20 protein-coding genes are annotated in these 22,469 nt (G+C 70.3%); 12 read left to right on the top strand and 8 right to left on the bottom strand.

Annotated features, from left to right (window positions below):
- The first annotated feature begins 661 nt into the window (after window positions 1-661).
- Together ACWC2T_RS38720 and ACWC2T_RS38725 are read left to right on the top strand one after the other, a co-directional pair.
- The gene (locus tag ACWC2T_RS38720; RefSeq protein WP_450675013.1) at window positions 662-1,027 is read left to right on the top strand and encodes an LppU/SCO3897 family protein; all 366 of its coding nucleotides are present in this window, start codon (window positions 662-664) and stop codon (window positions 1,025-1,027) included.
- Window positions 1,028-1,525: 498 nt separating this feature from the next.
- Window positions 1,526-2,422, top strand: coding sequence for an aminoglycoside phosphotransferase family protein (locus ACWC2T_RS38725; RefSeq protein WP_450675014.1), 897 nt, complete (start codon window positions 1,526-1,528; stop codon window positions 2,420-2,422).
- A 530-nt stretch (window positions 2,423-2,952) separates the two neighbouring features.
- Here the strand turns inward: ACWC2T_RS38725 and ACWC2T_RS38730 are convergent.
- The 3 genes from ACWC2T_RS38730 to ACWC2T_RS38740 form a co-directional block, all read right to left on the bottom strand.
- Window positions 2,953-4,095, bottom strand: coding sequence for a methyltransferase (locus tag ACWC2T_RS38730; protein ID WP_450675015.1), 1,143 nt, complete (start codon window positions 4,093-4,095; stop codon window positions 2,953-2,955).
- A gap of 491 nt (window positions 4,096-4,586) precedes the next feature.
- A complete protein-coding gene (locus ACWC2T_RS38735) occupies window positions 4,587-5,879 on the bottom strand; it encodes an MFS transporter (protein WP_450675016.1) in 1,293 nt (430 codons plus the stop codon).
- Window positions 5,876-6,415, bottom strand: coding sequence for an ArsR/SmtB family transcription factor (locus tag ACWC2T_RS38740; RefSeq protein WP_450675017.1), 540 nt, complete (start codon window positions 6,413-6,415; stop codon window positions 5,876-5,878). Before ACWC2T_RS38740 ends, ACWC2T_RS38735 begins: the two co-directional genes overlap by 4 nt.
- A gap of 458 nt (window positions 6,416-6,873) precedes the next feature.
- On the opposite strand from ACWC2T_RS38740, the gene ACWC2T_RS38745 reads away from it, so the two are divergent.
- From ACWC2T_RS38745 to ACWC2T_RS38760, 4 genes are all read left to right on the top strand, one after another.
- Entirely contained in the window at window positions 6,874-7,422 is a 549-nt protein-coding gene (locus ACWC2T_RS38745) for a GNAT family N-acetyltransferase (protein WP_450675018.1), read from the top strand.
- A 245-nt stretch (window positions 7,423-7,667) separates the two neighbouring features.
- The gene (locus ACWC2T_RS38750) at window positions 7,668-8,351 is read left to right on the top strand and encodes a TNT domain-containing protein (RefSeq protein WP_450675019.1); all 684 of its coding nucleotides are present in this window, start codon (window positions 7,668-7,670) and stop codon (window positions 8,349-8,351) included.
- A gap of 75 nt (window positions 8,352-8,426) precedes the next feature.
- Complete coding sequence (locus ACWC2T_RS38755; protein ID WP_450675020.1) at window positions 8,427-8,780, top strand: hypothetical protein; 354 nt, start codon at window positions 8,427-8,429, stop codon at window positions 8,778-8,780.
- 253 nt (window positions 8,781-9,033) lie between these two features.
- Entirely contained in the window at window positions 9,034-9,507 is a 474-nt protein-coding gene (locus tag ACWC2T_RS38760) for a hypothetical protein (protein ID WP_450675021.1), read from the top strand.
- A gap of 707 nt (window positions 9,508-10,214) precedes the next feature.
- Here ACWC2T_RS38760 and ACWC2T_RS38765 read toward each other — a convergent pair.
- Both ACWC2T_RS38765 and ACWC2T_RS38770 read right to left on the bottom strand, forming a co-directional pair.
- Window positions 10,215-10,877, bottom strand: a complete 663-nt coding sequence (locus tag ACWC2T_RS38765) for a CoA transferase subunit B (RefSeq protein WP_450675022.1) — start codon at window positions 10,875-10,877, stop codon at window positions 10,215-10,217.
- Between the two features lie 2 nt (window positions 10,878-10,879).
- Window positions 10,880-11,680, bottom strand: coding sequence for a CoA transferase subunit A (locus ACWC2T_RS38770; RefSeq protein ID WP_450675023.1), 801 nt, complete (start codon window positions 11,678-11,680; stop codon window positions 10,880-10,882).
- Window positions 11,681-11,975: 295 nt separating this feature from the next.
- Here ACWC2T_RS38770 and ACWC2T_RS38775 point away from each other — a divergent pair, with 295 nt between their 5' ends.
- The 6 genes from ACWC2T_RS38775 to ACWC2T_RS38800 are packed head-to-tail and all read left to right on the top strand — an operon-like array spanning window position 11,976 to window position 17,813.
- Complete coding sequence (locus tag ACWC2T_RS38775; protein ID WP_450675024.1) at window positions 11,976-13,211, top strand: substrate-binding domain-containing protein; 1,236 nt, start codon at window positions 11,976-11,978, stop codon at window positions 13,209-13,211.
- Window positions 13,212-13,215: 4 nt separating this feature from the next.
- Window positions 13,216-14,028, top strand: a complete 813-nt coding sequence (locus ACWC2T_RS38780; RefSeq protein WP_450675025.1) for an ABC transporter ATP-binding protein — start codon at window positions 13,216-13,218, stop codon at window positions 14,026-14,028.
- A complete protein-coding gene (locus ACWC2T_RS38785) occupies window positions 14,025-14,828 on the top strand; it encodes an ABC transporter ATP-binding protein (protein WP_450675026.1) in 804 nt (267 codons plus the stop codon). The genes ACWC2T_RS38780 and ACWC2T_RS38785 overlap by 4 nt, the downstream gene beginning before the upstream one ends.
- The gene (locus tag ACWC2T_RS38790) at window positions 14,828-15,715 is read left to right on the top strand and encodes a branched-chain amino acid ABC transporter permease (protein WP_450675027.1); all 888 of its coding nucleotides are present in this window, start codon (window positions 14,828-14,830) and stop codon (window positions 15,713-15,715) included. Before ACWC2T_RS38785 ends, ACWC2T_RS38790 begins: the two co-directional genes overlap by 1 nt.
- A complete protein-coding gene (locus ACWC2T_RS38795; RefSeq protein WP_450675028.1) occupies window positions 15,712-16,845 on the top strand; it encodes a branched-chain amino acid ABC transporter permease in 1,134 nt (377 codons plus the stop codon). The genes ACWC2T_RS38790 and ACWC2T_RS38795 overlap by 4 nt, the downstream gene beginning before the upstream one ends.
- On the top strand, window positions 16,842-17,813 hold the full coding sequence (locus tag ACWC2T_RS38800) for an alpha/beta hydrolase (protein ID WP_450675029.1): 972 nt from the start codon (window positions 16,842-16,844) through the stop codon (window positions 17,811-17,813). The genes ACWC2T_RS38795 and ACWC2T_RS38800 overlap by 4 nt, the downstream gene beginning before the upstream one ends.
- A gap of 147 nt (window positions 17,814-17,960) precedes the next feature.
- Here the strand turns inward: ACWC2T_RS38800 and ACWC2T_RS38805 are convergent, their stop codons facing one another.
- The 3 genes from ACWC2T_RS38805 to ACWC2T_RS38815 all read right to left on the bottom strand — a co-directional run bounded on the left by ACWC2T_RS38805 (window position 17,961) and on the right by ACWC2T_RS38815 (window position 22,419).
- Window positions 17,961-19,913: a helix-turn-helix domain-containing protein gene (locus ACWC2T_RS38805; protein WP_450675030.1), complete on the bottom strand. Its 1,953-nt coding sequence runs from the start codon at window positions 19,911-19,913 to the stop codon at window positions 17,961-17,963.
- 150 nt (window positions 19,914-20,063) lie between these two features.
- Complete coding sequence (locus ACWC2T_RS38810; protein WP_450675031.1) at window positions 20,064-21,461, bottom strand: MFS transporter; 1,398 nt, start codon at window positions 21,459-21,461, stop codon at window positions 20,064-20,066.
- Between the two features lie 130 nt (window positions 21,462-21,591).
- On the bottom strand, window positions 21,592-22,419 hold the full coding sequence (locus ACWC2T_RS38815) for a 3-hydroxybutyrate dehydrogenase (RefSeq protein ID WP_450675032.1): 828 nt from the start codon (window positions 22,417-22,419) through the stop codon (window positions 21,592-21,594).
- Window positions 22,420-22,469: the final 50 nt, after the last annotated feature.

A 22,469-nucleotide genomic window follows, 5' to 3' on the forward strand; every position in this document is an offset into this window, starting at 1 on the left:
AACGTCACCCGCGCTCGCCTCGGACGCCTCCTCCGTCAAGGCTTCCTCACCCAGCCCGGACGAGGCCGCTACCAGAAACGGACTTAACGTCCACTAAGAAGCGCGGCACGTGGGCAAGCCGATGCCCGCGCTGCGGTGGAGAGTTGATCGATGCGGGCCAGGACCTCGCTGTGCCGAAGCGGAGGGACACCGCTGGGTGGCGGACGTTGGCTGCCCTGCTGAACGCGGGTGTGACGTTCCACTCTGGCTGCTGTGATGGGCCCGGCTGGCGGCCTCGAACACCGCGCGAGGTACGTGAGCGGCTGGTCGCCGCGGCCGGCACCGGCGTGCCGCTGACCGTGGCGCTGACGACGGTTGACACTGACGAGCTCCGTTCCGGGCACACCGCACGCTGAGCCGTCGGCGTGGCCCGTCCCAACTCGGCGACTGTGCCTGAATGAGCCCCTCGTTCGACTGCCACACTTCAAGATCCGAAAGGCACGGCTCCCGAGGCTCGACATCGGTCACGGTGTACAGGTCACCTCGGGGGGGGCGAAGCCCTGGGGCAGGATCTGGTGGACACCGCGCCGTAGGTTCGGCAGGCGAGTTGGGTGCCGTCGCTCGCCATCGGCTAGTGTTCGGGGCTCAGCTCAGAGCACCACCATGATTCCGGGGGAATTCCTTGGCCACCCTGCCGCCGCTCGACGTGTCCCCGCCTGACCGCCGCAAAGTCATCCGGAACAGGATCATCCTTGGACTCCTCGTCGCGTCCATCGCCGCGTCCATCGCGGTCAACGGTTTCAGCAGCGGCTCGGATGACGCCGACAGCGTGCAGGCGGGCGACTGCTTCGAGAACACGGGCACCGCGAAGGATCCCCACATCAAGATGCACGACTGCGGTGATGCGCACGCCGACTACAAAGTGCTCAAGCGCATCAAAGACGCCGTCACCAGCATCTCCTGCTGGGACGTGAAGGGAGCCACGGGCTCCCTGACACAAGTCGGCTCGACGAGTTACGTCGTGTGCTTCAAGGAGAACACGCACTGAGCGGATCACACCACGAGCCGTCTGGCACCAGAGCGCCGAGCACGGTCAGCAACTGCGGCGGCTCGACCGGGTCCGGTAGCGAGTCCAGGTCGGACCGTGCGATCCAGGTGTGTGTCCAGGTTGACCTGCTCGTCGGGGAGCAGGCCGGTCCGCACCAGGGATGGTTGCTCCGCGGTGAACTGGGCGATGAAGAAATGCTCCGTCCTGACGCAGCGCTTGTCGTTCCACCGCACATCGCGGTCGACGAGCACCGACCGGTCGAGGACGGAAGCAGGGTCGAGGCCTGTCCCGTCGAACGCCCTCGGCGTCTGCGCACGCGACTTCGGGACCCCCTGCGTCCACGAATACGCCAGCTTCTCTGGACCTTGGGGCCGTTCCGTCCCGAAGCCTCTGATCCGTAGCTGCCTGGAACCGAATTGGTGATGTCAGAGGGAACACAGCGAGATGTGCCGGAGAGCGAGAACCGCTCCGCCTGCCGCCTCAGTACTGTGACTTCGCATGACCGACACCGAGATCGAGATCACCGCAGACCTGGTCCGCGACCTGCTGCAGGAGCAACATCCAGACCTTGCAGGGCTGGCCATCCGCGAGGTGGCGGGCGGGTGGGGCAACCAGATGTGGCGCCTCGGGGACGAGTTGGCCGTGCGCATGCAGCGCATCGACCCCACCTCGGAGCTCCAGCTCAAGGAGCGGCGGTGGCTTCCCGTGCTGGCCCCGCGCCTGCCGCTACCGGTGCCGACCCCGGTGCGGTTCGGCGAACCGTCCGAGCGCTTCCCCAAGCACTGGACCGTGATGACGTGGGTTCCCGGCGAGCCGCTGGACCACGCCTCGATCAGCCGCGGCGACCACGCGGCCGACACGCTGGCGGGCTTCCTCCAGGCGCTCCACGTGGAGGCACCCGCCGAGGCGCCGATCGCTACGGACCGCGGTGCCCATCCCAGGGACTGCACGGACGGCTTCGAGAACTTCTTCCAGGCCGTTGCCCCCGACGACATCGCCGCCGACGTCCGGGCCGTCTGGGACGACGCCGTTGCGGCCCACGCGTGGGAGGGCCCTCCGGTGTGGGTGCACGGCGACCTCCATCCCGCGAACGTCGTCGTCTCGGACGGAACTCTCTCGGGCATCGTCGACTTCGGCGACATGTTCGCCGGAGATCCAGCGTGGGACCTCGCCGCCGCATGGGTGCTGCTACCCGCGGGCACGGCCTCACGGTTCTTCGACATGTACGCGCATGCCGACGAGGCGGCGATCCGGCGCGCCCGCGGGCTGGCCGCTATGAAGAGCCTCTTCCTGATGCTCATGGGGCAGAACGGAGATCGGGGGCTTCCCGGCGGCAAGCCGAACTGGGGACCTGCAGGTCGGGCGGCACTTGATCGTGTTCTGAAGGGTTTTTGACGCACGCTTCATTGAACCTGCTCTCGATCTTGATTGAGGGCCGTGCGGCGGCCAATCATCGTGGGTTCATCGATCACGACGCGTGGTGGGGATGCCAAGGTCTACGGCCGCATGCTGCCCGTGGCCCCGATCGAGCCGGCGGAGCTTCTCCTCGGCGCCGGCCAGGCTGACCTGGAGACCTTCGCCCTCGCCGAGCCGCCTTCCGCCGCGGCTTCGGTGATTCGGGCGATCAAGTTGTCGCGGACGTCGGCAAGCCGTGCCCATAGGACCGGGTCAGGTCGGAGGAGCGAGCATCTGACGCAAGCGTGCCCATGAATGTATGGGGTCCCGAAGGCGCGTGCGCAGGTGCCGATGGACACCTTCCGTTTCTCGACGTGGGCGAGGAAGGCGTCCCACTCCTCTTCAGTCGGGATCGCCTGTCGATGCCCGGGGCCAGAGCTTCGATCGGCTCGCCGCGATGCGCGACCTCGCCACCCGGCACGCCACCGTCGACCTCGGCATGCCCGACTTCCGTTCCACCGCCGACAAGCTCACGTCCGACTGCCGGCCAGTCGCCACAGCGATGTGACCTCCGCAGCGCGGGCAGCGTGGAGGGGATCAGTGGTGTCCGAAGCTCGCGGATGCCGCGGCCTGGTGTCGATCTTGTCCACCACGCGCAGGCCCGCCGCTTGGATGACGGTCAGCAATTCGCGACGCGTCCTGAGTCCGAGGTGTTCGGCAATGTCCGAGAGGATGAGCCATCCTTCACCGCCTGGTTCGAGATGGGAAGCCAGCCCGTTGAGGAATCCGTGGAGCATGGCACTGTTCGGGTCGTAGACGCCTTGCTCGACAGCAGAGGTCGGCCGGGAGGGAATCCACGGCGGGTTACAGACAATGAGGTGGGCGCGGCCTTCGGGGAACAGGTCAGGACCCATGACATCGATGCGTTCGTCGAACTTCATTCGGTGGACGTTTTCGCGGGCACAGGACAGTGCGCGCGGGTTGATGTCGGTGGCCACAATGTGGTCGAGCCCCCGGTGGGCCAGGACGACGGCGAGTACGCCTGTCCCCGTGCCGAGGTCGAAGGCGGTACGACGACCGGCATCCTGGTTCACCGACGCGGGCAGCGGTGTCCGTGCGACCAGATCGACGTATTCGCCCCTGATCGGGGAGAACACGCCGTAGTGCGGGTGGATGCGGGCGTTGATGGCCGGCACCACCACGCCCTTCTCACGCCACTGCTGGGCGCCGATTACGCCCAGCAGTTCTGTGAAGGAGACCACCACATCTTCGTGCGGTGAGCCGTACACCTCGATGCACGCCTGACGCACATCGGGAGCTCTGCGCAGAGCCAGGGAATAGCCGTCCTCCAGCAGCACAAGAAGTCTGCTCAGCACGCGTGCCCGGTGGCTGCGCGCCTGGCGGTGCAGATGGAAGGACTCAGCCGGGCTGTCCCCCGAGCGGGGAAGTTTCCGGTCGATACGGCGGCTCATCGCGCGCAGTAACTGCCGTGCGTTGTGGAAGTCGCCGCGCCACAGGAGCGCCGTGCCTTTGCAGGCAAGACGGTAGGCGGTATCCGCTTTCATACGGTCATCCGCGACGACGACCCGTCCGGGAAGCGACATGGCGCTCTCGGAATGCCAGCGGGCGGATCGGGCAGTGTGGTCTTCGGTCCAGTGGATCGTGGACACCATGTACTCCTCGTGATGGAACGTGCAGGGGCACGAAGAGCACTTCGACGAGGAGCAGGAGACACGGCCTGTGCTGCAGCACAGGCGCGAGTGTCAGGGCAGGTCGGGCTACCGCCCCCGCGTCGAAGCGCGAGAGGAGAAGTCGCCGAGAACCATGCCCAGTGTCACGACCAGCCCTTTCAGAAAGATGACGTAAGAGACTCGCACATTCCTCTCCCCACAGGCAATCCTGGCCCGGGTGGGGAGGAACCAGCCGAGAGTGACACCCCGTCGTAGTCCGCGACACGCCCAACGACGCCCAGCTGTCCAGCTTCTCCACAACTGCTTTCCGTGGTGGAGGCTAGATGCAACGTCAACTGACCGCCATGCTGGGCTAGTTCGGACCAGCTCGTCGCTCTCGGCCTGGTCCTCAACGCCGTGGTCCGGTGGAACACCCGCCGCCTGGACGCCGCCGAGGGCTGACGGCCAGCACACCCGACCGGCCCGGCCACTCGTTATGCCCCGCGGGCACCCTCCTGGGCGGGATCCTTGGATACCGGGTGGTCCGGACCGCCGGCCGGGGCGGCGGCACGCAGCGCCGCTTCGACCCGGCGGTTGCTGGTCATGGATGCCGTGACGGCCGTCATCGCCAGGAGGAGGACGGCGGCTGCGTAGAGCGGAGTGCGGACGTCGTAGGTGGTGGCCAGCCAGCCGCCCAGGAAGGCCCCGATGGGGGCGGCGCACATGGCCAGCATGCGGGAGGTGGAGGCGACCCGGCCCATGAGGTGGGCCGGGACGATCGCCTGCCGGAGGGAGGGCCCGAGCACCATCGTGGCGCCCATTCCGGCCCCGCAGACGGCGAGTGCGAGGCCGGCCACGTACGGGTTCGCGGCGGCGGCAAGGCCCAGGATGGCGAGTCCCTCGACTGCGGCTGTGCAGGTCAATGCGGTGCCGGTGCCGAGTCGTCGGCCAAGGTAGGAGGCGATGCCCGCGCCGAGCAGGCCGCCGGTGGCCTCCGCCGTGAGGAGCAGGCCGAAGCCGTAGGTGTCGATGCCGAGGCGGTCGTGCGCGAAGAGAGCGAGTACGGTCTCCACGGCGAGGAAGGCGATGTTCCCGACCGCCGGGCGGAGCGCGAGGCCGAGCAGCACCCGGTCCTGGAAGACATGCGAGGCCCCGGCCCGCGCCTGCCGCAGCAGCGACTCACGGGCCTGCGGTACGGGCTGGGGTGCGGCGGGCAGCGACCGTACGAGCAGTGCGGAGAGCGCGAACGACACCGCGTCGGCGAGCAGCGGAACCGCCCGCCCAAGCGCGAGCAGGGCACTGCCCGCAGGCGGCCCCGCGAAGCCGGACGCGGCGGTCTGGGATCCGCGCAGGCGGGAGTTGGCGCGCTCCAGAAGTGCGGGGTTGCGGCCGAGCAGATCCGGCAGATAGGCCGTGGCGGCCGTGTCGAAGAAGAGTCCGCCGAGGCCGAGCAGGAAGGCGACCGCCGCGAGCAGTGGAATGCTCAGCACGTCGAGCGCGGCCGCTGCCGCCGGTATCGCGAGCAGCACCGCACGCGCCGCGTCCATGACCCACATCGTGCGCCGACGGTCCCAGCGGTCCACCAGCGCACCACCGAGCACCCCGAAGAGCAGCCACGGCAGCGTCCCGGCGGCCGTGACGACGGCGAGCGCCATCGGATCCCGCGTCAACGTCAACGCGAGCAGCGGCAGCGCGGCATGCGACACCCCGTCACCGAGCGAGGACACCGTCTGCGCAGTCCACAGCCGTCCGAATCCGGTCGGCAACCTCCGAACGTCTGAGGTCACTTGGCGCCCCTTTCGGCCTGCTCGCGCGGTGCCGGGTGGAACAGTGCGAAGACGAGTGACGCATCCGGCAGCGACGGATCGGACAGCTCCCGGTACTCGTCCGCCAGTGCCTGCAGCCGCGCCCCCAGTTGCGCGAACTGCTCGTCGGTGAGTCGCAGATGCGCCATCCGCACATGCCGCTCGCCATCCGCCGGCGACGCCTCCAGGTCCGTCACCGCGTGCCGCATCAGCACATCGGGCTGCCCCACCCCGGGGTCCGGCAGCTCGATCGACCGTGCGGCCATCGCGTAGTACCGCTCGGTGACGCCCCGGACCTTCCGCGTCCGTACCACCTTCACCAGGCCGACCCGTTCCAGCAGCCGCACGTGGTAGCTGGAACTCCCCTTCGCAAGGCCCACTCGCTCGGCGATCTGCGTGATCGTCGCGGGCTCGAAGCGGAGCACGGCCATGATCCGGTGACGCGTGAGATTGGAGACGGCGCGTAGCTGCTCGTCCGTGGTGACGTGAAACGTCTCGGGAAGATCATCGGTAGGCATGCGAACAATGGTCAACGATCCTTGACCATTGAGCAAGGGGATTTCGCGCCCTGGGCCATGACGTTCACTCAGGAGCCGACGCAGGACGCGGACACGGTCGTCGCCGAGCCGCTGGTGCGCACCGAGAGAACCTGGACACCACCGCCCCCGGCGGCCGACTCGTCTTGCCGGCCGCCTACTGTGCACGACCGGCGAGGTGCGCTGAGTCCGTCGCTGACCTGCAGCGGCGCCGCCAGGAGGCGTCGGGGCCGCTGATGCCCTCAAAAGCCGGTGATTCCTCCGTCTCCGCGGTCCGGGCGGAAATCGGGCGGCGGCGGGTGTCCCGCACGGGTCAGACTGGTGCGCAGGGAGGACGAGATCGGCCCAAGGGTGGTCGAGCTGGATGCGGAGTCGACCGAGGTGGCCGGGGAAGCGCAGCACGCGCTGCGAGGAATAGTGAGCATTCCCGGAGGGGTCTCATGGAGATCACGTGGCGTCGGATCGAGGAGCAGGACTTCCCTCTGCTGCGGATGTGGCTCCAGCAGCCCCACGTGAAGCGTTGGTGGAATCACGAGACGACAGCGGAAGCGGTGGCACGCGACTTCGGTCCCGCTGCCCGGGGTGAGGAGCCCTCGGAGGACCTCCTCGTCTTCCTCGACGGCCGACCAGTCGGTCTCGTACAGCGTTCGCGCCTGCAGGACTACCCCGAGTACCTGACCGAGCTGGCCGCCATCGTCCCCGTACCTGACGGCACGATGACCATCGACTACCTGATCGGCGATCCCCACCAGACCGGTCAGGGCATCGGGACGGCGATGATCCACTCCATCATCATGCAAACCTGGACCGAACACCCGGCCGCCCCATGCGTTCTCGTCCCCGTGGTGGCAGCCAATCGCCCTTCTTGGCGGGCACTCGAGCGCGCCGGACTGCGCCGGGTCGGGGTCGGAAATCTGGAGCCCGACAACCCGGTCGATGACCGAACCCACTACCTCTACCGCATCGACCGGCCGGTGACCCGCGACTGACTGTCTCCCCCGCCCGCGGCCACATCAGGGTGCCCCTCGGCCGACCGGGCATCACCCCTCCGTACGACTGTCCGAGGAATTCCGATCATCGGTTCGAGTGACTATCTGCCACGCCTTCGCCCCTCGTGCGCATGCCACGCATGAACTGATCCCTGTCACACCACGAGGCGGGCAGCTGGTCACCGAACTCCGTTGCCCGCCCCCACGCGGCGCCCAGTTGGCGCCGGAAGAGAAAGGGACACCGAATGCGCGTACCGCGCGCCTTCGTGGGGAGCGCTGTCGCATCGCTCCTCCTGCTGATCGGCACCTCCCCGGCCACGGCCCACGTCGACCACGCCCATGCGGGGAACAAGGCTCACTGCCCGACCACGCACCGCGACCGCGGACCCAGCTCCGCCCCCACAAAGCAGTACATGCCCTACTACCGCAGCGACTGGCGGCTGGGGCCCACATACCTCCCCCGGTCAGGGCCGCTCGGCAAGATGCTGAAGGGCTATCAGCGCACGGACCACACCTCCGCCAACACGTTCCTCGCCTGCTACTGGGAGACGGACCCCGCGACGGGGAAAATGGGCTGGTGGTATCCCGACAACCACGGCTTCGTGCTGAAGAACGGCAAACCGGTCGAGCACCCCCTGACACTCCGCAAGGGCCAGCTGGTGGACCTCTTCGGCAGCGGCCACGGCAACTTCCTCGCCCCCGCGGGCACGCCGTACGCCAAGCGCGCGATCCCGCCGAGCAACCTTGACCAGTACGTCGAGTACTGCCCGTACAGCTACCACCTCTACCGGGTCACTCAGCCGTTCACCGTCGAGGCCGGCCCGATCCGGCCCTGGTTCGGCCAGCCCGGACTGGGCCTCCAGTACTACTCGACGGACACCATCCCCACGCTTGTCGACCATCACAAGCTGGTGGAAATCCCCACCTGACGAAAACCATGCCCGGGGTGGCCGCGGGACCCACCCGGTCGGGCCACCGCTGGGGAACGAAAAGGGACGGACCTCATGGACAGCGCAGAACTCGTCGAAAGACTCCGCGAGGCGGCCGTTCCCGAGGCCCTCTACGAGATTGCCGGTGTCCACGACGTGCCCATCCAACTCGACGCCTACTACTTCCTGCGCCGTGAGGCGGACGCCTGGACCGTCGGCCTGCGCCAACGCTCCCAGGACAGTGTCATGCGGCGCTTCGGCACTGAGACCGAAGCCTGCGCGTACCTCTACGACACGCTGACCCACCTGCCCCCTCCCTCTTCCGAGGCCGCGGAGCCCCTGGAGGAGCTCCTCGCGAATCCGGAGGAGATCCAGCGGCAGGCCTGGGAGGACTTCAATCGCAGCCGGGGAACAGCTGGCGACAGTTGAAGTCCCCGTTTCCGGGGGAGAGTTCGTGCCGGTCATCAACCCCGGTCTCAGCCGACGACTCCGTCTGCGGGTACGTCCGCTCGGGCAAGGTCAACATCCGGGTACGGATCGAAGGCGGCACCGCAGCCCCTCGGGCACACAGGCGCAGCGTCAACTTGGCGAACCGCAGGCAGTGGAGAGCAGGTTCGGCTCGCCCGCAGGCATCTGTTACGTTTTCGGGTTGTAAAGACGCAAAGAGAGAACGGATGTTGTTGTGCGCAAGGCGCGATGGATAGCTGCCGCAACGCTTGCGGTGGTCGTGATGGCCACCGGGTGCAGTAGCAAGAGCGCGGGTGGGAAGACGCCAGACGGCACGGCACATGCCACCACTGGCGTGGCGGGAAAGCAGGCCGGGGCAGCCGCGTCTCACGGCACGCTCCTCGAACGAGCGGCCGGCACCTGGAAATACATCGCTACCCCCGACGACTCAACGCTGGACACCCTGGTCATCAAGCACGGCAAGGCCACAGCCAAGGGCGCGAAGCTCTCGTGCACGGGCACCTTCGTGCCGGCGAAGAAGGGCGGCCAGGAATCCGCGACCATCACCTACACGTGCCAGGGCGGCAAGGACGGCGGGCGCGGCCTGGGGCACCTGAAGGTGGACCCGGACGGCTCCTCGCTCGTGATCGACTTTGACGGGCCTCCCGGCGGCTGGGGCGGCCCGGTCGACAGCTACCGTCGAGCCTGAGTGCCTGCTTCTGAGCTGGGAATGACATGACAGCCCGACGGGGCGGTGTTGGCACCCAGCTCAGAATTCGAACGGAGTTCAAGTGGTGAGGTCGGCTGGTCGACGGCTGACGGCCGGCCTCGCTGTTGCGGATTGCCCCGGTGGAGCCGTGGTGTTGCGACAGTACGGCCGGTTCGAGGGCCCCGCGACCTTTTCGCGGGACTGCTGACCGTCAGTGCCGAGCCCGTCAGTCCTCGTTGGCATCGCGAGATGCCCGCTGTCCGCGGCGTGCACCGGGCGGCCTGCGCGGTTGGATCCGAAACCACCGGGCGGCTCTGTACGCGAGTGGCGAAGGCGCCTCTGGTCCGGGAGGTGGCGGTCGGCGACAGCGCGGCCGTGACCGACCGCTGCCTACGCCCGTAGCCAGCGCCTTTGTCCTCAGCCGGTGACCGTCCTTAGACGCTTGGAGCACAGTCGCCGCCTCCCGAGCGTCCGCGGCGCCTCCCGAAGCCGTGAGCATCCGAGAGGGGCCGGCGTCCTCGGTGGCGCCCGAACTGCTGTCGGAGCACTACTCCTTGCCATGTACGAAGCCAAGCTTGGGGAACTCGCCGATGGAGGAGGGACTGCCCCGGCACTCGGTGCTGACCGTGCAGGAGCAGACGCCCGTCTCCCGAATCGCCGGGCCAGGGACGGGCGCCCGGCTGCATCGGCTCTCCGGGATCATCGTGTCAGGGAGCGGGAGCCCGCGCCTCCACCGTCGTGTCGACCAGAAGTTCGGCGCCGGTTGCGGCCAGGACCTCCTCCACGGTGATGCCCGGAGCGGTCTCCACCAATCGCAGCCCCTCGGCGGTGACGTCGATGACGGCCAGGTCGGTGATGACCCGGTCCACCACACGGCGACCCGTGGCGGGAAGGCTCAACTCCTCGACGATCTTGGGGCTGCCGTCCTTGGCGACGTGCTCCATCACGACCACGAGCCGGCGGGCGCCGTGGACCAGGTCCATCGCACCGCCCATACCCTTGACCATCTTGCCGGGGATCATCCAGTTGGCCAGGTCGCCCTGGGCCGGCACCTGCATGGCGCCGAGCACGGAGACGTCGATCCGGCCGGCCCGGATCATGCCGAAGGAGAAGGCCGAGTCGAAGTACGACGTGCCAGGGATGGTGGTCACCGTCTCCTTTCCCGCGTTGATCAGGTCGGGGTGCTCCTCGCCTTCGTACGGGTAGGGGCCCACGCCCAGGATGCCGTTCTCGGAGTGCAGCACCACGTGCACTCCGTCCGGCAGGTGATTGGGGATCAGGGTCGGCAGGCCCATACCCAGGTTGACGTACTGGCCGTCGCGCAGTTCCCTGGCGGCGCGGGCGGCGAGCTGGTCGCGGTCGAGGGGCATGGTCACTTCTCTTCGGAGTCGTCGCGCGACACGGCTGCTTGGGTGCCGGTGGGCGCGGGGCGGACGGTGCGGCGCTCGATGCGCTTGGCCAGCGAGCTGTCGGCGGGGACCACACGATCCACATACACGCCTGGCAGATGGACGGCGTCCGGTGGCAGTTCGCCTGCCGCGACGATCTGTTCGGCTTCCACCACGGTCACACGCCCGGCCATCGCGCACAGCGGATTGAAGTTGCGCGCCGCCGCGTGGAAGAGGCAGTTGCCGTGCCGGTCGGCGACCGCGGCCCGCACCAGGGCGAAGTCGGCGGTGATGGCCTCCTCCAGCAGATAGCGGCGGCCGCCGAACTCCCGTGACTCCTTGGGCGGGGAGGCCACCGCCACGCCGCCGTCGGCGGTGTGGCGCCAGGGCAGGCCGCCCTCCTCGACCTGCGTGCCCACACCCGCCGGGGTGTAGAACGCGGGAATGCCGGTGCCGCCGGCCCGCAGCCGCTCGGCGAGCGTGCCCTGCGGTGTCAGTTCCAGCTCCAGTTCGCCGGCCAGGTACTGGCGGGCGAACTCCTTGTTCTCGCCGACGTAGGAAGAGGTCATCCGGGCGATCCGGCCGGCCCGCAGCAGCAGACCCAGCCCCCAGTCGTCCACGCCGCAGTTGTTGGACACGACCCGCAGGCCGGACGCGTTCGTCTCGGCCAGCGCGGCGATCAGCGTCGAGGGGATGCCGCACAGGCCGAACCCGCCGACCGCGAGTGTCGCACCGTCAGGGATGTCCGCCACTGCCTGCGCGGCCGCGGCCATCACTTTGTCCATGCCGTTTCCTTCTCCAGGGGGTCCGTTCCGTTCGCCGGCCGGCCCGACCACAACGCGACCAGGACCAGCCGTTTCTCAGCCTTGCCTGTACCGTCACGAGCGGACCATGTGTGCCCATGCCATGACTCGGCCTCAAAGAGCAGTGACTGACAACATGCCGCCGGTCGTACGGCGCTCCTAGGGTTCCGGCCACCACGCACCGCGCCGCCGTCGTCGCGTACCCGGTCACCGTCACGGACGAGGCCGATGGAGAACCGGCGGCGGACGCACGACACACCGTCAGGAGCCGATCGTCATGCGTTCCAGCCTCACGGACAGGTTCAGAAGCAGATCCGTACGCGCACTCACCCTCATCGCGGTCGGCGCCCTGGTCGCGGGCTGCTCCTCGGCCGGCACCGCCGGCACCGCGTCCGCCGGCTCGGGCGGCAAGGACGCCCCGGTGAAGGTCGGACTGGTCTACTCCCGCAGCGGACTCCTCGCCGCCTACGGCCAGCAGTACGAGGAGGGTTTCAAGGCGGGCCTCACCTACGCGACGCACGGGACGAACAAGGCCGGCGGCCACCCGATCCAGGTGATGGAACAGGACGACGCGGGCGACCCGGCGAAGGCCGTCGCCGCGGCCAAGACCCTCGTCGGCGAGGGCTACAAGATCCTCGCTGGCACCACCGACTCCGGTGTGGCCCTGCAGATGGCGCCGCTGGCCGCGCAGAACAAGGTGCTGTACGTCAGCGGTCCGGCCGCCACCGACGCGGTCACCGGCGTCAACGCCTACACCTTCCGCTCGGGCCGCCAGTCCTACCAGGACATCCTCACCGCCGGCACCCTGCTCGGCGACGCCCAGGGCAAGAAGGTCACCGTGCTCGCCCAGAACTCGGCGTTCGGACAGGCCAACGTGGCCGCGGTGAAGGCCGTCCTCGGTAAGGAGGGCGCGCACGTCGGCTCCGTACTCGCCCCGCCCAGCGCCACCGACCTCACCCCCTTCGCCCGCCAGACCAGGGCCGGCAAGCCGGACCTGGTGTTCGTCGCCTGGGCGGGCGCCACCGCTCCCGCCCTGTGGACCGCGCTCGACCAGCAGGGCGTGCTGGACGCGAGCAAGGTCGTCACCGGACTCGCAGGCACCGCCTCCTACCCGATCTTCGGTACGGCGGGCTCCAAGGTCGCCTTCCTCGCGCACTACTTCCCTGGCGCCGGGGGCGGCAACTCCGTGGAGAAGGCCATGCTCGACGGCATCACCCAGGCCGGCGGCACCCCCGACCTGTTCAGCCCCGACGGCTTCACGGCCGCCCAGATGATCGTGCACGCGATCGAGTCGGGCAGCGCGACCGACACCGCCGCCATGGTCAAGGCGCTTCAGGGCTGGACCTTCGACGGGCCCAAGGGCAAGGAGCAGATCCGCGCGGCGGACCACGCCCTGCTGCAGCCGATGTTCACGGCCCGCCTCAAGGGCAGCGACAAGGCCGCCCGCCCCGAGCTGATCGACAGCATCCCGATGACACAGGTCGCACCACCGGCCACGAAGACGGCGGGCTGAGCGGATGTCCTCCTCGAACACGACGTCACCGAGCGCCGCGGGCGCTCCGGACGCCAGGCAGGCCCGCACCTCCCCGGCGCCGGTGCTCCGGCTGCGCGACATCGGCTGGACGGTGGGCGGCGCGACCATCGTCGACTCGGTGTCCTTCGACGTCCGTGAAGGCGAGTTCCTGGCCTTCATCGGCCCCAACGGCGCAGGCAAAACCTCCCTGTTCAACCTGGTCAGCGGCCTCAGCCCGGTCTCGCGGGGCACCATCGAACTGGACGGCCGCGACGTCACCGCCGAGGCCGCCTACGCCCGGGCCCGGCGCGGCCTCGGGCGGACCTTCCAGACCTCCAGCCTGTGGCCGGGCATGACGGTCGCCGACCACGTGGGGCTGGCGGCCCAGGCCGCCCGTGGAGGGTCGTACCGGGTCTGGCGACGCGCCGACACCTACCCGGAGCAGGTCGACCGGGTGCTGGCACGCACGCAGCTCGCGCACCGCGCCGACACCTGCGCCGACGCCCTCTCGCACGGCGAGAAGCGCAAGCTCGAACTCGCGGTCCTGCTGGTAGGCGAGCCCCGGCTGATGCTGCTGGACGAGCCGATGGCGGGCGTGAGCGCCGAGGAGGTGCCCACGCTGACCGACCTCATCCGGTCGCTGCACAAGGAGGAGGGACGCACCGTGCTCATGGTCGAGCACCACATGGACGTCCTGCTGGACCTGGCCGACCGGCTGGCCGTGATGCATCACGGCACGCTGCTGGCGCTGGACACCCCGGACGCCGTGATGGCCGATCCCACCGTGCAACAGGCCTACCTCGGGGAGGAGCTGTGACCCCCGCCCCGGCACCCCTGCTCACCGTCAGCGATCTGCGAGTCGTGATCGGCGGCAGGCACATCCTGCACGGCGTCGACCTGGAGGTGGCCGCCTCCGGCACCACCGCGCTGCTGGGCCGCAACGGCGCCGGAAAGACGACCACCGTACGCGGCATCCTCGGTCTGGTCCCGCGCACCGGCAGCGTGCTGCTGGCAGGCGAGGAGACCGTACGGCTGGCCACCCACACCCTGGTGCGCAGGGGCATCGGCTACGCCCCCGAGGACCGCGGCGTGTTCGCCACCCTCTCCGTGGCCGAGAACCTGCGCCTCGCCGAGCGACCGGGCGCCGGCACACCGGCCTACGACCTGGTGTACGAGCTGTTCCCGGAGCTGCGACGACGCGCCCGGCAGGCCGCGGGCACCCTGTCCGGTGGCCAGCAGCAGATGGTCGCCATCGCCCGGACCCTCCTCAACGAAAACCGGCTGATCATCGCCGACGAGCCCACCAAGGGCCTGGCGCCCAAGGTGGTCACCGAGGTCGCCCAGGTGCTGGAGCGGGCCGCCGAGGCGGTGCCGGTGCTGCTCGTGGAGCAGAACCTCGCCGTGGTGCGCCGTCTCGCCCGTCACTGCGTCGTCCTCGCCGACGGCCGCACCGCGCACCGGGGCCCGGCCGCCGACCTGCTCGCCGACGCCGAGGCGGCCCGTCGGCTGCTCGGTGTCGGCAGCGCCGGCCACGGCGGCACCGCAACGGGGCCCGCAGGCCCGTCCGTTCCCACCGCGGCGCCCCTCGCCGCCCGGACCACGGAGGCAGACGCCTGATGTCCACCGTCGTGCTGCTCACCTGCACCGGGCTCGGCCTGGGCGCCCTGTACTTCCTGATCGCCTCCGGCCTGTCGCTGATCTTCGGGCTGATGGACGTGCTCAACTTCGCCCACGGAGCCCTGTTGTCCGTCGGCGCCTACGGCACCTGGTGGGCCGCCTCCGGCCACCTGCCCGGCGCCGGCCCCGGCGGCGCGGGATTCGCCCTTGCCGTCGTCTTCGGCACCACGGTGGGCACCGTCGCCGCCGTGCTGCTCGAACTCACCGTGATCCGGCCGCTCTACAGCCGCCCCCGCGAGCAGATCCTCGCGACGGTGGGCGTGGGCCTGGCCGTGCCGGCCCTGCTGTCCGCGATCTGGGGATCCGACGCGCGGACCTTCCCCGGGCCGAAGGCACTGTCCGGCACCTTCGGCCTGCTGAGCGCCGAAGTGCCGCTCAACCGCCTGGTGTTGATCGCCGCCGCGCTCGTGGTGCTGACCGCGCTCAAGCTGTTCCTCGGCCGCACCCGGCACGGACTCGTCGTCCGCGCCGGGGTGGAGGACCGGGCGATGGTCACCGCGCTAGGCATCGACGTGCGCAAGGCATTCACGCTCGTCTTCGCCATCGGCGGCGCGGCGGCGGCCCTCGGCGGTGCCCTCGGCGGCCTCTACTTCGGTTCGGTGGACCCCGAACAGGGCACCTCGCTGCTCGTCTTCGCCTTCGTGGTCGTCGTGACGGGCGGCATGGGCTCGCTCACCGGCGCCGCCCTGGCCTCGGTCGCCGTGGGCCTCGTCCAGCAGTTCGCCAACTACTACACCACCGCCGGGCTCGGCGACCTCGCCGTCGTCGTCCTGCTCGCCGCCCTGCTGCTCGTCCGGCCGCGTGGGCTCACCGGGAGGCTCGCATGACCACCGCCACCCAGCCGCGCGGCCGGGCCCGCACAGCGGACCACACCGTCGCCACCCGCTCCCAACGGCTGCGGCGCGCCACCCGCTGGTGGCCTGCCCTGCTGCTCGTCGTGCTCTTCACCGTGCCCTACAGCGCGCTGCCGCTGCCGGGTCTCCTGGACGGTCCCCTCGGCAGTCCCGGGAACCTCCAACTGCTCGCTCTGTGCCTGGTGTTCGGCGCCCTGGCCACCGGCTACGACCTGCTGCTCGGCCGCACCGGACTGCTGTCCTTCGGGCACGCCCTCTACTTCGCCACCGGTACCTACGTCACCAACACCGTCATGCTGGAGGCGGGCTTGCCGTTCGCGGTGTCCGCCCTGCTCGGCCTGCTCGCGGGCGTGGCGCTGTCCGCCCTGCTGGGCGCGGTCGGCCTGCGGGTCAGCGGCATCGGGTTCTCCATGGTGACCCTCGCCTTCGCACAGGCCGGGTCGATCCTCGTGCAGCGCGACCCCGGAGGCGTCACCGGTGGCGAGGAGGGCAGAGCCGCGCCCGCCGACCGGCTGCCCGCCTCACTGGTCGGCATCGAGCACACCGCCAACCTGTACTGGATCGCCCTGGCCTATCTCGTGCTCGTGCTGGCCGTCGTGCAGTGGACGGTCCGCTCGCCCATCGGCCGGGTCTGGGAGGGCATCAAGGAGAACGAACGCCGCGTGGAGGTGCTGGGCCTGCGGCCGTACGGCTTCAAACTGGCCGCGTTCGTCCTGGCCGGCACCCTGGCCGCGCTCGGCGGCATCGTGTACCTGCTGCTGACCGGAGGTGCCACTCCGCAGACGACCACCTCCGACTTCACCCTGTCGCTGCTGGTGATGGTGGTGCTGGGTGGTTCGGGCACCCGGTGGGGCCCACTGATCGGCGGCATCGTCTACACCTGGGCCGACCACCGGCTCGGCGACCTGGCCGGTTCGGGCGCGGTCACCGGCCTGCCCTCCGTGCTGCGGGTGCCGCTCTCGCAGCCGCTGTTCCTGCTCGGTGCCCTGTTCGTCACGGTGATATACCTGCTGCCCGGCGGCGTGGCGCGGCTGCCGGCCCGGCTGCGCACCGTCGCCCGCACGTCCCGCGCCGCCGACCGCGAGGAGGTCCTCCAGCCATGAGCCGCACTCCGCGAAACGACACGACGGCGGCCCGCCAGGACGCCGCGGTCCCCGCTTACGACGAGCTTCATGTGCCGGTGCGCGGCGGCGAGCTGGCCGTGTCGCGCTGGCCTGCCGACGACCCGGGCGCGCCGGTGGTACTGGCGCTGCACGGCATCACCGCCAACGGCCTGAGCTGGGCGCGCGTCGCCCACCACCTGGCCGGCCGGGTCACCCTGGTGGCCCCCGACCTGCGCGGCCGGGGCCGCAGCGGACGCGTGCCCGGCCCCTACGGCATCGCGGTCCACGCCGACGACATGGCCGCCGTGGTGGACACCCTGGGCGTTGAACGGGTGGTGCTGACCGGCCACTCCATGGGGGCCTTCACCGCGGCCCTGACCGCGGTGCGCCACCCGCACCTGCTGTCGGCTCTGCTGCTGATCGACGGCGGTGTGGGCTTCCCCGTTCCGGTCGGCCTGGACCCCGACGAGCTGATCACCTCGGTGCTCGGCCCGGCCATGCGACGGTTGTCGATGGCGTTTCCGGACCGGGCGGCCTACCGGGCCTTCTGGCAGCGGCATCCAGCCTTCGCCGGCTCCTGGTCGCCGTGGGTGGACGCCTACATCCAGCGCGACCTGGTGGGGAAGGAGCCCGAACTGCGCTCCTCCTGCAGCCTCGAGGCAGTGCGCACCGACGGCGTGGACCAACTCGGTACGGAGGTGTCGGGCGCGGTGCACCGGCTGCCCCGTCCGGCCGTACTGCTGTGGGCGGAACGCGGTCTGATGGACGAGCCGCAGGGCCTGTACGACGAGCAGCGGCTCGCCGCCGCCGGCCTCGACCCCCACCTGGTGCGCACCCGACTCGTACCCGGCACCAACCACTACACGATCCTCGTCGGCGACGAGGGCGCCCGGGTCGTGGCACAGCACCTGCTGGCCGCGGCCGGTGCGGCAGGAACCGAAGGGCCGGGTAGCAGGCCGTCGCAGTGAGCACGCCGGATCCCCTCCGGGACCGACGCCGCACGGCGCGATGCCCCGCGAGCGCCCGCAGGGGGCCGGTCCGGGCACGACGCCCCTCTCGAGCGGCCGTTGGCCCGGCCGGCATGGGCGGGCCATGGCGCGCGGTCCGGCCGGCGGTCATGCGCCCGACAGCAGATGCAGGCGCAGGGCGAGTTGGAGTTCCAGGGCCTGCTCGGGGGTGTTCCAGTCGGGGCCGAGCAGCGCCTGGATGCGGTCCAGCCGCTGCACGACCGTGTTCACATGCACGTGTAGTTCCTCCTTCGCCCGGGTCAGGCTCCCGCCGCAGCCGAAGTAGGCGCTCAGGGTGCGGACGAGTTGGGTGCCGCGCTGGGCGTCGTACTCCAGCAGCGGTCCCAACGCGGCGGTGACGAAGCCGTCCACGTCATGACGGTCGCCCAACAGCACGCCCATGAAGCCGAGTTCGGCGACGCTCGCCCCGTGCCCGTCGCGGCCGAGCACCTGTAGGGCGCGCAGACAGCGCAGTCCCTCGTCGTGCGCGTCGGCGATGGCCCGCGGTCCGGCGGCCGGTCCGGCGCCGGCCACCGTGACCGGCGCGTCGGTCAGCCGGCCGAGTTGCCCGGCGGCGACGCCGGCCGCCTCACCGGGCGCGGTGCCGTCGCACGGGAGCAGCAGCACGACGGCGCTGTCGTGTTCCGCGCTGACGCCGCCGCACCCGAACAAGTACTGCACGGCGGCGTCGGCGAGTCGATGCCGGGCCGCGTCGCCGGTCCGGGCGACGAGCAGGATGTGGGGCCGGTCGAGGTCGATGCCGAGGCGGCGGCCGCGGGCCACCAGGCCGGCCGGGTCGCGGTCGGGTGCGGTGAGCAGATCGGTGATCAGGTCGCCGCGGACCCGGTTCTCGGTCTCCGCGACCGAACGCCTCAGCAGGAGCAGCAGGGAGGTGACGACGCTGCTCCGCTCGAACAGGCGCCGGTCGGGGCCGTCCAGATCGGGCCGCCCGTACAGGACCAGAGAGCCCAGCAGTTCCTGCCCGGCGAGCACCGCGCAGACCCACCGGCCGTCGCGGAACACCGCGTGGGCGGCCGCGCGTGACCTCCTCGCTGCCTCGACCAGCGCCGCCGCCTCCTCGGCATTGCCGGTGTCCTCCGGGGTCCTGGCGAACGCGCCGCCGTGCTCGCCGACCGCGGTGAGCGGCCATCCGGAACTGTCGTGGACCGCGACGTGCCCCTTCAGCAGAGCGGCCACGGCGGTGGCCACGTCCGAGACGTCACCGCCGCGCAGCACCAGGTCGGTGAGCCGGTCATGGGACTCCTCGGCACGCTGCATGGCGGCGGAGTGCTCCCGGATCACGGCGTTGGCCTCGGCCAGCTCGGCAAGCGCGATCCGTGCGTCGGACATGGCCTTCGCGGTGTCGATGGCGATGGCGGCGTGGTCGGCCAGCGAACACAGCAGGGCGACCTCGTCCGGGGCGAAGGTGCGCGGCGTGCGGTCCGCGGCGAAGAGTGCCCCGATGACCTGGCCGCCGCTTCCCGACCCCAGCAGCAGGGGTACGCCGAGAATCGCGACCAGGCCCTCGTCGAGAACACCTGCGTCGATGCTGCCGGTGTGCAGGAAGCGGTCGTCGGTGCGGTAGTCCGGGGAGGCGTAGGGGCGGGCTGTCTGCGCCACCAGACCGCCCAGACCCTCGCCCAGCTGAAGGCGCAGGCTCTGGAACAGCTCCGACACCGAGCCGTCGGTGACTCGCATGTAGGTGTCCCCGGCCTCCTCGTCGGGCAGCGTGAGGTAGGCCGTGTCGGTGCCCAGGAGCATTCGGGCTCGCCGGACGATGGAGCGGAGCACGGCGTCGAGGTCGCGCAGCGCCGCGAGGTCGCCCGCGGTGTCGAAGAGCGCGGTCAGCTCCGCCTCCCGGCGCCGGTGCTGCCTGAGTGTGCTCTGTACGCGCAGCGCCGCTTCGGTGGCCTGCTCGAGTTCCGCGAGATCCTGGGCGGCGGCACCAGTGCGGCGGGCGTCGACGGCGACGGCGCCGAGGTCCTCGGCGGGTGCGCCCGCGGCGAGGAGTTCGAGCAGTCGGCGTAGATGGGGGGTGACGGAGGCGGGCGTGTGCGACATGGGCGGGCAACCGTTGCGAGGTCGGTGGGTGGTGAAATGGGTGCACGGCTGAGGAGGTTGGGGTCCTGCCCCTGCGGGCAGGACCCAGCCCTCCTCAGCCGGTGAGAGGCGTGGGATCCGGCCCTCCGGCCGGTCGGTGTCGCGGGGCCGTCAGGCGGACGCGGTCGTCTGCTGGTCCGGGGCCGGCCGTACCGCGGAGTCGTCAGGGTCGATCGCGGCCAGGTCCTGGCCGCGCGTCTCGCGGGCGGCGACGACGGCGATCACGGTGATCAGGGCGGCCAGGCTGACGTACACCGAGATCGGGGTGGAGTTGCCGTAGGAGCCGAGGAGCGCGGTGGCGATCAGCGGGGCCGGGGCGCCGGCCGCCACCGAGGAGAGCTGGGCGCCGATGGAGGCGCCGGTGTAGCGCATCCGGGTGGCGAACAGCTCGGAGAAGAACGCCGCCTGCGGCGCGTACATGGCGCTGTGGAAGATCAGCCCGGCGGTGACGGCCAGCACGAGCGCGGGGAACGACCTGGTGTCCAGCAGCGCGAAGAACGCCCAGGACCACAGGCCGACACCGACCGCCCCCACCAGGTACACCGGCTTGCGGCCGACCCGGTCGGAGAGCGCGCCGAACAGCGGGATCAGGCAGAACTGCACGGCCGAGCCGATGAGAACCGCGTTCAGTGACGTCTGCTTGTCGATCTTGAGGTGGTCGACGCAATAGGTGAGGACGAAGGCGGTGATCACGTAGTACGAGATGTTCTCGGCCATCCGCGCGCCCATCGCGACCAGGATGTCCCGCCAGTGGTGGCGCAGGACCGCGACGAACGGCAGCTGTTCGGTCCGCTGCTCCGCCTTGCGCCGCTCTGCCTTGGCCAGCGCTTCCTTGAACAGCGGGGACTCGTCGACGGACAGCCGGATCCACAGACCGATCATGACCAGCACGGCGGAGAGCAGGAAGGGCACCCGCCAGCCCCAGGAGTTGAACGCGTCGTCGCTGAGCGTGCTGGTCATCAGGGAGAGCACTCCGACGGCGACCAGGTTGCCGGCCGGTGCGCCTCCCTGCGGCCAGGACGCCCAGAATCCGCGCCTGTTCGCATCCCCGTGTTCGGACACCAGCAGTACGGCGCCGCCCCACTCGCCGCCCAGGGCGAAGCCCTGGATCAGGCGCAGGGTGGTCAGCAGCAGGGGGGCAGCGACGCCGATCGTGTCGTAGCCGGGGACGCAGCCGATCAGGGCGGTGGACAGGCCCATCATCAGCAGGCTGATCACCAGGAGCTTCTTGCGGCCGAGGCGGTCGCCGAAGTGGCCGAAGACCACGGCGCCGATCGGGCGGGCGGCGAAGCCGATGGCATAGGTGAGGAAGGACAGCAGGGTGCCGGTCAGCGGGTCCGACTCGGGGAAGAACACGCGGCCGAAGACCAGGGCGGCGGCCGAACCGTAGAGGAAGTAGTCGTACCACTCGATGGTGGTGCCGATGAGGCTGGCCGCGACGATCTTGCGCAGGCCGCCCGGCCTTGTCGAGGTGCCTGTGTCGTTCACGGCGTTGTGAGCGCTGGGCATGGTTGTCACCGTTTCGGAGTGAGAGGGGAGCGGAAACCGCCGGGCCGGCCGACGCTGGGGGACGAACGGAGGGGGCCGGGGGAGTTCGTTGGTGAGACCGACAGGACGCCGGCCGGTGGGTGACGGCCCGTCAGTGGGCCGTCCAGCCGCCGTCCAGGGGGATGGAGCTGCCGGTGATGTAACTGCTCTGACCGGTGCACAGCCACAGGGCCGCCTCGGCCACCTCGGCCGGCTCGATCAGGCGCTTGATCGCGGTGCGTTCCAGGAACACCTGGTCCATCACATCCGCCGCCGGGATGCCGTGGGCCAGCGCCTGGTTGGCGATCTGCTCCTCCACCAGCGGTGTGCGGACGTAGCCGGGGTTGATGCAGTTGCTGGTCACACCGTGCGCGGCGCCCTCCAGGGCGACCACCTTGCTCAGGCCCTCCAGGGCGTGCTTCGCCGTGACGTACGCCGATTTGTAGGCGCTGGCCCTCAGGCCGTGCACCGAGGAGATGTTGACGACCCTGCCCCACCCCTGTGCGTACATGTGAGGCAGGGTGCGGCGCAGGATCCGGAACGGTGCCTCGACCATCACCCTCTGGATCAGTGTGAAGCGTTCCGGGGGGAACTCGTGCACGGGTGCAATGTGCTGCAGGCCGGCGTTGTTGACCACGATGTCGGCGTCGTCCGGCAACGCGTCCACGACGTCGGCCTCGGAGAGGTCGGCCACGACGGCGATGCCCCCGATCGCCTCGGCCACCTCCTTGGCGGCCTCGGCGGCCCGGTCGACCACGTAGACCTCGGCACCGGCCGCGGCGAAGGCCTCGGCGCAGGCCCGGCCTATCCCGCTGGCCGCACCGGTGACCAGGGCTTTGTGCCCGGTGAGGAATCGGGTCCCGGCCGGATCGGACGCGGTGGTGTGACCGGGCCCGGGATGCTGGGGCGAGCCCTCCAGGGAGCTCTTGGCGCTGTCCATGGCCGAACACGGTAGGTAGGAACCATGAGGTGAGACACGTGGGTCACCTA

The sequence above is a fragment of the Streptomyces sp. NPDC001393 genome, from assembly GCF_053597455.1.

What these genes read in the sequence shown, in the direction of transcription:
- ACWC2T_RS38725 (WP_450675014.1), top strand. Translation starts at nt 1,526, where the DNA reads ATGACCGACACCGAGATCGAGATCACCGCAGACCTGGTCCGCGACCTG.
- ACWC2T_RS38730 (WP_450675015.1), bottom strand. Translation starts at nt 4,095, where the DNA reads ATGGTGTCCACGATCCACTGGACCGAAGACCACACTGCCCGATCCGCC.
- ACWC2T_RS38740 (WP_450675017.1), bottom strand. Translation starts at nt 6,415, where the DNA reads ATGCCTACCGATGATCTTCCCGAGACGTTTCACGTCACCACGGACGAG.
- ACWC2T_RS38745 (WP_450675018.1), top strand. Translation starts at nt 6,874, where the DNA reads ATGGAGATCACGTGGCGTCGGATCGAGGAGCAGGACTTCCCTCTGCTG.
- ACWC2T_RS38750 (WP_450675019.1), top strand. Translation starts at nt 7,668, where the DNA reads ATGCGCGTACCGCGCGCCTTCGTGGGGAGCGCTGTCGCATCGCTCCTC.
- ACWC2T_RS38755 (WP_450675020.1), top strand. Translation starts at nt 8,427, where the DNA reads ATGGACAGCGCAGAACTCGTCGAAAGACTCCGCGAGGCGGCCGTTCCC.
- ACWC2T_RS38765 (WP_450675022.1), bottom strand. Translation starts at nt 10,877, where the DNA reads ATGCCCCTCGACCGCGACCAGCTCGCCGCCCGCGCCGCCAGGGAACTG.
- ACWC2T_RS38770 (WP_450675023.1), bottom strand. Translation starts at nt 11,680, where the DNA reads ATGGACAAAGTGATGGCCGCGGCCGCGCAGGCAGTGGCGGACATCCCT.
- ACWC2T_RS38775 (WP_450675024.1), top strand. Translation starts at nt 11,976, where the DNA reads ATGCGTTCCAGCCTCACGGACAGGTTCAGAAGCAGATCCGTACGCGCA.
- ACWC2T_RS38780 (WP_450675025.1), top strand. Translation starts at nt 13,216, where the DNA reads ATGTCCTCCTCGAACACGACGTCACCGAGCGCCGCGGGCGCTCCGGAC.
- ACWC2T_RS38790 (WP_450675027.1), top strand. Translation starts at nt 14,828, where the DNA reads ATGTCCACCGTCGTGCTGCTCACCTGCACCGGGCTCGGCCTGGGCGCC.
- ACWC2T_RS38795 (WP_450675028.1), top strand. Translation starts at nt 15,712, where the DNA reads ATGACCACCGCCACCCAGCCGCGCGGCCGGGCCCGCACAGCGGACCAC.
- ACWC2T_RS38800 (WP_450675029.1), top strand. Translation starts at nt 16,842, where the DNA reads ATGAGCCGCACTCCGCGAAACGACACGACGGCGGCCCGCCAGGACGCC.
- ACWC2T_RS38805 (WP_450675030.1), bottom strand. Translation starts at nt 19,913, where the DNA reads ATGTCGCACACGCCCGCCTCCGTCACCCCCCATCTACGCCGACTGCTC.
- ACWC2T_RS38810 (WP_450675031.1), bottom strand. Translation starts at nt 21,461, where the DNA reads ATGCCCAGCGCTCACAACGCCGTGAACGACACAGGCACCTCGACAAGG.
- ACWC2T_RS38815 (WP_450675032.1), bottom strand. Translation starts at nt 22,419, where the DNA reads ATGGACAGCGCCAAGAGCTCCCTGGAGGGCTCGCCCCAGCATCCCGGG.